At 52.1% G+C, this 10,500-nt stretch carries 5 protein-coding genes; 4 read left to right on the forward strand and 1 reads right to left on the reverse strand.

What is annotated here, in order from left to right:
• The first annotated feature begins 266 nt into the window (after positions 1-266).
• The 4 genes from INT21_RS08385 to INT21_RS08400 all read left to right on the forward strand — a co-directional run bounded on the left by INT21_RS08385 (position 267) and on the right by INT21_RS08400 (position 6,024).
• Positions 267-1,379, forward strand: coding sequence for a GNAT family N-acetyltransferase (locus INT21_RS08385; RefSeq protein WP_319022687.1), 1,113 nt, complete (start codon positions 267-269; stop codon positions 1,377-1,379).
• 23 nt (positions 1,380-1,402) lie between these two features.
• On the forward strand, positions 1,403-2,695 hold the full coding sequence (locus INT21_RS08390; protein ID WP_193085062.1) for a lysine N(6)-hydroxylase/L-ornithine N(5)-oxygenase family protein: 1,293 nt from the start codon (positions 1,403-1,405) through the stop codon (positions 2,693-2,695).
• Between the two features lie 124 nt (positions 2,696-2,819).
• Positions 2,820-4,988: a TonB-dependent siderophore receptor gene (locus INT21_RS08395; protein ID WP_319022688.1), complete on the forward strand. Its 2,169-nt coding sequence runs from the start codon at positions 2,820-2,822 to the stop codon at positions 4,986-4,988.
• Positions 4,989-5,136: 148 nt separating this feature from the next.
• Entirely contained in the window at positions 5,137-6,024 is an 888-nt protein-coding gene (locus tag INT21_RS08400) for an ABC transporter substrate-binding protein (protein WP_193085063.1), read from the forward strand.
• A gap of 136 nt (positions 6,025-6,160) precedes the next feature.
• Here INT21_RS08400 and INT21_RS08405 read toward each other — a convergent pair.
• On the reverse strand, positions 6,161-10,500 hold a 4,340-nt coding region (locus INT21_RS08405), incomplete at its 5' end, for a non-ribosomal peptide synthetase (protein ID WP_193085064.1).

Raw genomic sequence — 10,500 nt, forward strand, 5'->3', positions numbered from 1 at the left:
ACTGGCCAGGGCAGCGGCGGTCATCAGCCCGCGGGTTCGACGAATTAAATAGGGAAGCACATTCACCTCGTTAGAAAGCAGTTGAAAAAAGCGATTGGAAAGCGGCACTTACCCTTACAGACGAATCACTCCTGCAAAAAGTTACCCCTCAACGTAAACAAGCCTCATTCTCATTCGTCCTTAGATAAGGAAGTCAGTAACACCGCCCTCCGGTGGGGGTGATTTTTTTATTCGTTTCTTTGATTTTTTTCGATAGGAGCTTAGCGGTGTCCAGTTCTGTCCAGGCACAACCACAGGTACACGTACCAACTGAAAGCCCCGCGGTGGCCTCGCTGCTCTCACGCCCAGAGGAGTGTACTTATCAAGTTACCTACGACGTTACCACCCAGTCACTTCACGTGAAGGATGGACAAGAGCAACTGGAGTGGGCACTGGTGGATGATAACCACAGGTTGGTGCTGCGCTGGCCGCAGCGCACGGCACCACCTCTCCCGGCATTGCTTGCTGCAATCGATGGCGCTTTTTCCTTTTACCCTGCCAGTGTTGCGCTACGCCTTCAGCTACCTAGTGCTTTGCACGCCAACCTGTGTGCCGCCGGCATCGCGGTTAAAGATAGCCATGGAGAGCTTTGGGCCTATGCAGAGCTGTTTTGGCAATTACCCACGCTTTGGCTTAACTCACCCCCCATGCGTCCCTACCCGCAACAGCCCATCTTGGAGAATGGAAAACGACACCCACGCCGCCCGCCGCGCCCTAGTGGCACGGTCTATCAACGCCATATTCCCTGGCTGGATGCCACCCTGAGCTTTCGAGTGCTTGACCTGGAACTTGATCTGGAGCGCTTCAACCGGTGGATGAACGACCCAGTCGTCGCCCATTTCTGGGAAGAGCAGGGTGATTTGGAACAGCATCGCGAGCGGCTGGAGAGCACGCTCCAGAACCCCAGCGTTGTGCCATTGATCGGCTGTATCGACGGTGAGCCCTTCGGTTATTTCGAGACCTACTGGGCCAAGGAGGATCGCATCGGCGCTTATTACGATGTCGGTGACTTTGACCGCGGCTGGCACGTGCTGATCGGCGAAGCCGCTTTTCGCGGGCGGCCTTATGTCGCCGCTTGGCTGCCCTCTATCTCTCACTACCTGTTCCTGGACGACTGCCGCACCCAGCGCCTGGTAATTGAACCCCGAGTAGATAACGCCAAGATGCTGCGCAACCTTGCCCAGTGCGGTTACGCCCATGTTAAGGCGTTCGACTTTCCTCACAAACGGGCCATGCTCGGCATGCAGCTACGCGAACACTTTTTTAACGAGCGCTGCTGGGTTCCGCTGCCCTCGCACCCTGGGTCAGTCCCACGACCCGATCCACGCCTCACCCCATAGACACATCAGCCACGAGGACTCTTATGCATATTCACGATTTGATCGGCATCGGCTTCGGCCCCTCCAATATTGCCCTGGCCATTGCGCTCGACGAACAGCGCCAGGCAGGGCAAGCGAAGGATGCCTTGTTTATTGAGCGTCAGCCCTACTTTGCCTGGCACCCGCATATGTTGCTGGAAAATGCCCATATGCAGATTTCTTTCCTCAAAGACCTGGTCACGCCGCGTAACCCTGGGAGCCGTTTCAGCTTCCTCAATTATCTTCACAGCAAAGGCCGCTTGCAGGACTTTATCAATCTGCAGACCTTCTTCCCCAGCCGCCATGAGTTCAATGATTACCTAAGCTGGACTGCCAGCCACTTTGAACACCAGTGCACCTATGGAGAGGATGTGTTTGAAGTGCTGCCCGAAACTGATAACGACGAGGTCGCCTACCTTCGCGTGCGTTCACGGGATGAGAGTGGCGCGGTGCAGGAAAGGCTCACCCGTTCATTGGTAATTAGCGTGGGGGGCGCGCCCAATGTGCCTGAATGCTTCGCCGGGCTAAAAGACGACCCACGGGTCTTCCACTCCAGCCACTACCTCCGGGAGTTGGCGAAGCAAGACGCCCCCAAACGCATCGCGGTGATCGGTGCGGGCCAGAGCGCCGCTGAGATATTCCTTGATCTACACGGCCGTGAAGGCATTCAGGTGGATCTTATTAGCCGAGCATGGGCCTTTAAACCCTCGGACGATAGCCCTTTCGTCAACGAGATTTTCAATCCCGAATACACCGACTACGTGTTCAACAACCCCACCGGCCAGCGGGAAGCACTACTACAGGAGTACAAAAGCACCAACTATTCAGCCCCTGACTTGGCGTTGATTCAGGAGATTTACGATGTGTTCTATCAGCAAAAAGTAACCGGCCTGGCCCGCCATCGCTTCCGCCGCCGCCATGAGGTTATTGGCAGCGAAGCAACTACTGAAGGCGTTGAGCTACTTGTGCGCGATTTGGAGAGCGGCCATACAGAGTCCACCCGCTACGACGCAGTGGTATTAGCCACCGGCTATGTACGCGACACCCATAAACAGCTACTGGCCCCTGTTGCAGACTATCTGCCTGAATTTGCCGTCAATCGCCACTATCAGCTCTATACCAAGCCTTCGTTCAAACCGGCTATTTTCCTGCAAGGCAGCTGCGAGCCCACCCATGGTTTAAGCGATACCCTGCTGTCGATTTTGGCAGCCAGGACAAGTGATATCTGCGCTGCTCTAGAGCAGACAACTGCCTCTTATGCCCCCTCTCCCTGTAAGCAAGCAGTCACCGCGCCATAGCATTCGGCCACCCCGAGGTTCACACAATGTTGAGTTGACTTCGGGGATATCACAATCATAATACAAACAATAACAATTAGTATTTACATAAAATTAAAACGAACCTTATGCAAGGAGAACATTCGTGAACCAACCCACTTTCCGCAAGCGGTGGCTAACGGCCACCATTGCTGTTGCTGCCTGCAGCACGTCGGCAGCTGTGCTTGCTCAGCAGAATGCTACGTCGGCAAACCAGTCGATTGACAGCGACGGTAGCGAGCTGTCCACACTCACTGTCACCGGGGAGCGGCTGCCCTACGGCATGACCGAAAACAGCAATTCCTACACTAGCGAAAACGCTAATATCGGCTTGGGTTCGCAGTCAGTTAAAGAAACGCCACAGTCCGTCAGCGTTTTGACACGAGAGCGCTTGGATGACCAGGGAACTACCTCTCTATCTGAAGCAATGCGAAATGTCACAGGCATCACCGTAAATGAGTATGGCCCCAATCAGTACGTGATCAAAGCTCGTGGCTATAATATTGATTCCTTCCTTATGGATGGCAGTCCTGTTCAAAGCGCGGGCAGTGCCTGGGAAAGTGCCGGAGTATTTGACCCCGCACTACTTGATCGAATTGAAGTATTGCGCGGACCTGCGGGCATTCTCCATGGCGCTGGCGAACCTGGCGGCACTATCAACCTAGTGCGTAAGCATGCTTTAGCGGAGAGCCAAGCCTCTGTATCTATTTCTGCAGGTACGGACGATGCCTATCGGGGTGTTGTTGATGTTACCGGCGCGATGGACAGCGAAGGGCGAGTACGGGGCCGCTTCGTCGGCGTCTACGATAATCGAGATTCTTTTATTGATCACGTTTACTCAGAGAACCAAATCGGCTATGGCACGCTTGAGTTTGACTTGTCTCCCGAAACGACACTGTCAATGGGCGTTACTGTGCAAGATGAAGAGTTTCGACCGCACTCTGGATTACCAGCTTACAGTGATGGCACTTTACCCAATGTAGACCGCTCTACCTATATCGGATCTGACTGGGATAAGCAGACGGGAGACGCACAACGCTACTTTATAGAACTTGAGCATCGCCTAGCTAATGGAGGCGAAATCGTATTTAAAGCTAATCGTTTAGATCGCGATGCAAGCCTGAGAAAAAGTAGTGAAGGAATTCTAGTCGCTGATCAAAATACCGGCGATTTTGCGATTCGTCAGATCGCTTGGGATCTGGAGAAGCAGGACGACTATTTGGAAGCCCAGTTTAGCACCCCATTTCAACTAGCAGGAGCAACTCATGAAGCCTTATTCGGCACCAGCTATCAGAGTAGTGAGCTAAGTAATCAATGGGTCTACGGTGATCCTCAATATCTTCCTCAGAATCTGTTTGACCCAATACATAACCGTACAGAACCAGATTTCGATGGCACGCCTGGTAAGACTGAACTTAATATCGAACAATATGCCTCTTACGGCCAGTTTCGATTCAATCTTATGGATGATTTTACACTTGCGCTTGGTGGCCGTATCAATTGGTGGGAAACCAATAACTTTCTTGGTGGTAAAACGTCCGGTGATGATGGCACTGAGTTTATCCCCTACGCAGGATTGATCTACCACCTCAACGAAGAACTCAACTTATACGCAAGCTACACTGGCATTTTTGAGCCACAAACGGCTGTAGGAAGTGACGGCAACCCTATCAAGCCAAGAGAGGGTGAGCAATACGAGGTCGGTATTAAGGGCTCACATGCCGAGGGTAACTTGAACTGGCATGCTGCGGTTTTCCGTATCGAAGACACCAATCGCGCATATTCTGACCCTAATAACCCTGGCTTCTCAATTCCTATCGGCGAAGCAAAAAGTGAAGGCTTCGAGCTAGAAGTTAGCGGCGAACTGTTGCCTCGCTGGGATCTTAGCGCTGGTTATGCCTATACACAGACAGAGTTCGTAAGAGATGCTAATTCAGAAGGACTCACACTCTCGCCGGACACACCGGAGCATAACTTCAACCTATGGTCACGCTATCGATTCAGCGATAATCCAAATCAGGGCTGGCGTCTTGGTGCTGGCATAAATACAGTCAGCAGTGTTTATGCCGAAAGCGGAGATACGCGTATAGAGCAAGGAGGCTATACCACCGTGTCAGCCATGGTCGGCTATCGCGTCAATGAGAACTTGGATATCTCTTTTAACGGCAACAACCTAACCGACAAAGAGTATTACTCCTCAGTTCGGGGAGAAACCAAGCATAACTATTATGGTGCTCCACGAAATTTCATGATGACGATGAAATATGATTTCTAAAAATCAACTTTAACAATCATTATTTTTCAGCCCTGCGCCAGCAGGGCTGAATTATATTCCGCCATTAAAAACTCAAACGCCACACAGTTAATATAAAAATGACAATTTTATTTAAAATAAACTAACCCACCTCTTCAAGGGCATTACCGTGAAACCTTTAAGTTTTATTTCTAGAAAATGGCGCTTTACTGCTTATATCGCATGCTTTTCATTGATAGCCAACTCATCAACGGCAGATGAAGCGCCCTCCCCTATCTCAGCGTTTGATTGGTCCATCGCAGAAACAGTGCTCTCACTTGAACCTGAATCTACATCGCTGGGTAACATTGCTGCTTTCAACATCTGGACTGGCGGTGAATATGCAGACGAAAACATCATCGATATTGGCGCACAAACTTTCCCAAACATGGAATTACTCAGTCACCTTTCACCTAAGCAAATACTTCTCTCACCGAGTCAAACTCGCCTAGGCCACAGGCTAAATGGTATTGCGCCTATCACTATTCTCCAATCCTACCCATATGTCAGTCATAGAAGTGACGATTTGTGGGCAACCCTCAATGCTTTTACCCTTGAAGTTGGTACGGCAGTCAATCAACGAGCAGACGCCGAACAGCTAGTGTCGGACACACGATCTCACCTCGAAACCTTGAAAAGCAGCGTAGCCCCCCAACCCCCGCTTCTTATCGTTCAGTTAGTCACAGAGCATTATGCCCGCGTATATGGCGACAACAGTATGTTTCAGGAGGTGCTTCAGCAGTTAGATTTAAACAATGGGTGGACCAAAAAAACCAATCAGTGGGGTTATACACTGGTAAGCATCAGGGAGCTTTTCAATGTGGAAGAGGCGAGATTGGTTGTCCTCGAAAGTGCATTTCCTATCGGTATAGAAAACAATATCGAGTCTAGCGGCATGTGGCGTTATCTTCCCAGCGTCCAGCGTGGGGATGTCATCCTGTTACCATCTTCTTTTTGGATAGCGGGTACCCTCCCCTCAGCTCAACGCTTTGCCAATGCCTTGGTGAAAGCCCTATGATAGACATAATTTGAATGAGCATACTTTTTTTCCTTTCATCCTAACCAGTTCACGCAAGTGGAATACTATAGATGAAATAACTGTAGCGGCATGCCGCTACAGTTACGCTATAGGTAAGAGGCCATAAAACCTTTGCTCAAGCTGGCGCCTGCTCACCGATATACCGATGAGCACTTGCTGCCAGTAGCTCCTCCACCTGAGATATCAGAACCTCATCCCCAACAATTGAGAAGTGATCATTGGGATTCTCAATTGAGGTTCTCGGGATTCGCTTCAACTGTTCCTCCAACACCTGTCGCTCCTCCCAGGCTCTTCCCGATTCCCACCAGCAGTCTGCGTCACAATTCAACTCTGGCAAGGTATCAAGCTGTAGTGAAAGGTGCTTCAAGTGCCGTGCCACACAAAATATTCGAGCCAGCTCCTCGCTACTCAGTGCTGCGTACCCCTCACGACCATATGCATCGAATGTCGCCATTAGCCTCGACAATTTAATAGCAACCTCCTCCTCGTTCGGTTCTTCCCGACTATCCTCATTACCGCCATGCGCTTCAAGCGAAACACCTGGCAGTATCACCGATGCAAAGTTTACAAAATCTTGCTGCCAGCTATCCTTGCTATGCAGGCCACTGCTAGGTATATAAGGGTCTACCAAAGCCAGTTGACTCACGTCTTGCCCCAACGCTTCAAGGCGTGCCGCAATCATCGCCGCCAATGCTCCACCAAGGGACCATCCCAATAGCCGATAGGGCCCCTCAGGCTGTATACGACGTATTGTCTCCACATAGTCATCAGCCATTGTTTCAAGTGATAAATCTCTATGCTCTGGGTCGGTCAACATTCGGCAAGACAGACCGTAAACAGTGCATACTCCCTGCAAGCGCCGAGCCAACGGTTGATAGTCAAAAACCGTTCCCATCACGGCATGAATGCAGAATAGCGGCGGCTGAGCGCGACACTCGCCATTGAGCATGACCGCCCCCTTGGGCAGAACCTCAGTGTGGTTCCTCACTCCTAGCAGATCAGCAATAGTCGGCTTCCGCATCAGATCGAACAGTTTAAAGTTGATCTTAGGTTCCTGCAGAGCTTGTACACGGCCCATTACTTTTAGACTTAGCAAAGAGTCACCACCCAATTCGAAGAAATTGTCGGTTTCTCCGACCTGTTCAACACCCAGTACTTCCTGCCATATCTCGGCAAGCTGCCAAGCTTCTGGCGTTGAAGGTAATACGTACTCACGGGTTTCCGCTAAATGAGATTTAGGCAGTGCCTTGCGCTCCACCTTACCGTTAGCATTCAGCGGCAGTGCATCGATCGTGGCTATTACTCCCGGCACCATATAGTCGGGCAACTGTTGACCCAGTCGCTCGCGTAATGCACTCGTGTCGAGTTTGATGTCGGCTTGGAGAACCACATAAGCCACCAGCCTCGAAACATCGGGGTCTTCCTGGGCGACTACCACCGCCTCACGAATCTCCGGTTGCGATAGCAGCTCCGCTTCGATCTCACCTAGTTCTATGCGTAATCCTCGGATCTTAACTTGGTGATCAAGACGCCCTAAGTACTCGAGCTGGCCATCTTCCCGCCAGCGAACCAAGTCGCCGGTGCGGTAGAGACGCTCCCCCGCTGTAAACGGATCAGCAACAAAACGTTCCGCCGTTAAATCACTTCGATTTAGATAGCCACGGGCCAGACTCACCCCACCCAGGTACAACTCACCCGCCACACCCTGTGGCACTAGATTGAGCTCACCATCTAATACATAGGCGCGGGTGCCGGTGATGGGGCGTCCAATGGGTATTTGGCGTTGAGCCTCATCACGACACCACCAATGGGTAACATGAATAGTAGTTTCGGTGGGGCCATACAGATCATGCAGGTTGGCGCCATCAAGACATTCAGCTACATCTTGCTGCAGCGACGCTGGAACGGCCTCGCCACCGCACATAATATGTTTGAGACGCGTTTTGGCTCTAACATCGGGATAGGCCAGGAAGGCCTTTAACATTGAAGGCACAAAATTAAGCGTGGTAACTTCGTGCCGCCGGATTAGCTCAATGATGCGCTCAGGATCGCGATGATCCCCTGGTTGAGCGACCACTAGGCGCGCCCCAACACTTAGCGGCCAGAAAATCTCCCATACCGACACATCAAAACCGAAGGGAGCCTTGTGCAGTACGGCATCCTTATCATTGAGCTGGTAGGTTTGCTGCATCCAGACCATACAATTGGTCAAGGCATCATGGCGGATGGCCGCGCCTTTAGGCTTCCCGGTAGAGCCTGAGGTGTAAATGACATAAGCGAGATGTTCGCCGTGCAACGCCACACCTGGATTGGTCGATGCATGGTGGTCAACGTCTAACTGATCCAGCTCAATGACGTTCAGACTTTCAACTATCGGTAACGTATCGCGAAGAGACTGTTGGATCAGCAGCAGCTCAATGCCGCTGTCGTCAACGATGTATGCCAACCGATCAGCCGGATACTCTGGATCCAGCGGCACATAAGTGCCACCCGCTTTGAGAATACCCAGTAGTCCCACCACCATTTCGACAGAGCGCTCCATGGCGATACCCACCCGAGTTTCAGGTTTTACCCCCAAGCCGATCAGATAATGAGCCAAGCAATTGGCACGGGTATTAAGCTCGTCGTAGCTGAGGCGCTGCTTGGCGAAAATTAGTGCCGTAGCCTCAGGCGTCTTAATGGATTGGCGTTCAATCAGTTGGTGGATTGACTGACCACCGGGATGCGGGTGTGAGCTTTCTCCCCACTCACTCAACAGTTGCCGTTCGTTTTTTCCTAGTAGACTGACCTCGCTTAATAATTGCTCTGGCGCCGAGTGAAGACTTTCCACGATGCCGACTACCGCTGCGCGCATGTAGTCACATAGCCGCTGAGCACCGACCGAACGGCTCACCTGCCCCACCAATTGAAAACCTTCTCCCAAATCATCTACCGCTATACCGATAGGATAGTTAGTACGCTCCTGGCCGCCCAGTACTTCCATGCCTTCCCAGGTATGAACGGGACTTTCATCTTGTTGAGGTGCGCTGTAACGATAGTTCAGCAAACTGGTAAAGAGTGGCGTCCCCCCAGGCAGTCCACTACAGCGCTGTGCTAGGCCGAGGCTAGCATGCTCGTGGTGAAGTAGTTCAGATAAAGCATCATGAGTGTCGCGCAGGCACTGATCGACCTTCTGTGAACCTATTTTGATGCGCACCGGTAACGTATTAATAAACATCCCCAGCGCTCGTTCGGCCCCTTCCATGCCCTGCATACGTCCAAACAACACAGTGCCGAACACGACGTCGTCCCGCCCAGTAGTTTTACTCAGCACCAAGGCCCAGGCTAGGTGGAACAGGCTGGCCGTGCTGACGCCATGGCGCTGCGCCTGTCGCCGCACCTGCCGGGCTAATTCTGATTCAAGAGGAACGCGCACTTCTTCGATATCGCTGCCATCGCCGCGCACTTCCAGTAGCCCAAAGGGCGCCGTGGGTTCCTCTACTTCACTCAGTTGCTCTCGGAAGAAGTTCTCATGCGCTTCTGCACCTACACCCAGCCGGGCCTGCGCTACAAAATTGCGGAATGGAAGCGGCTTGGGCAACGCGTCCTCACGCCCTTGTTGGATCAGGACGATCTCTTCGACTAGGAGCTCAAGGGTGGTGTGATCCATCACTAGGTGGTGACTGGGTAACTGTAGCAACCAGCGCTCTTGCTCGGCATCGTATGCAGCCACCGCCCGTAACAAAGGTGCCTGGCGAACATCGAGGCGACGATACTCAGGATCCACCTGGGTGTATAACCATTCGGCTACAAGGCCAGTTGACTCATCCGGCACCACCGACCATTCGATTTCCAGCACGGCATGCCGGGAAACCACCTGCACCGGCTCTCGGAGCCCTTCCCAGAGTACGGCAGTACGCAGAATATCGTGTCGGGCAATAAGCTGGTTAAAACCGGCAATAAATGCTTCCAGCCGTTCTCGACTATCGAAACCTAGCAAGCGAGGAGTGACGTAGGCATCACCTTTTTGCTGCAACCGATGGTGAAAAAGAATCCCTTCCTGCAGTGGTACCAGAGGGTAAATATCCTGGATGTTAGCAGCACCACTCGGCACTGCTGCTTCAATCGTACTGATCTCCTCGGTGTTGAGTTCAATCAAGGTCAACATCTCTGGCTCAATAGCCTGGCACCCACAGGGGATCCGATTGGGCGGGATGACGATTTCCTCCCGCAATGGCTTATGTGCAATGGCCTGGGCAAATGCTGCCAATTCCGGGAACTGAAACAGGGTTCGCACCTGCGTAGTCAGTCCCAGATGTCGCATTTGCTCCAGCACTTTCAGAGCCAGCAGCGAATGCCCTCCCAGCCCAAAAAAATTGTCGTGTCGGCCCACCCGTTCGACGCCAAGTATATCTGACCAGATTTCCGCCAGCGCTTCTTCCATCTCGCCCTGAGGCGGCTCGTGCTGAGAGCCAC

The organism is Halomonas sp. 3F2F (genome assembly GCF_014897805.1).
Classification (GTDB): domain Bacteria; phylum Pseudomonadota; class Gammaproteobacteria; order Pseudomonadales; family Halomonadaceae; genus Vreelandella.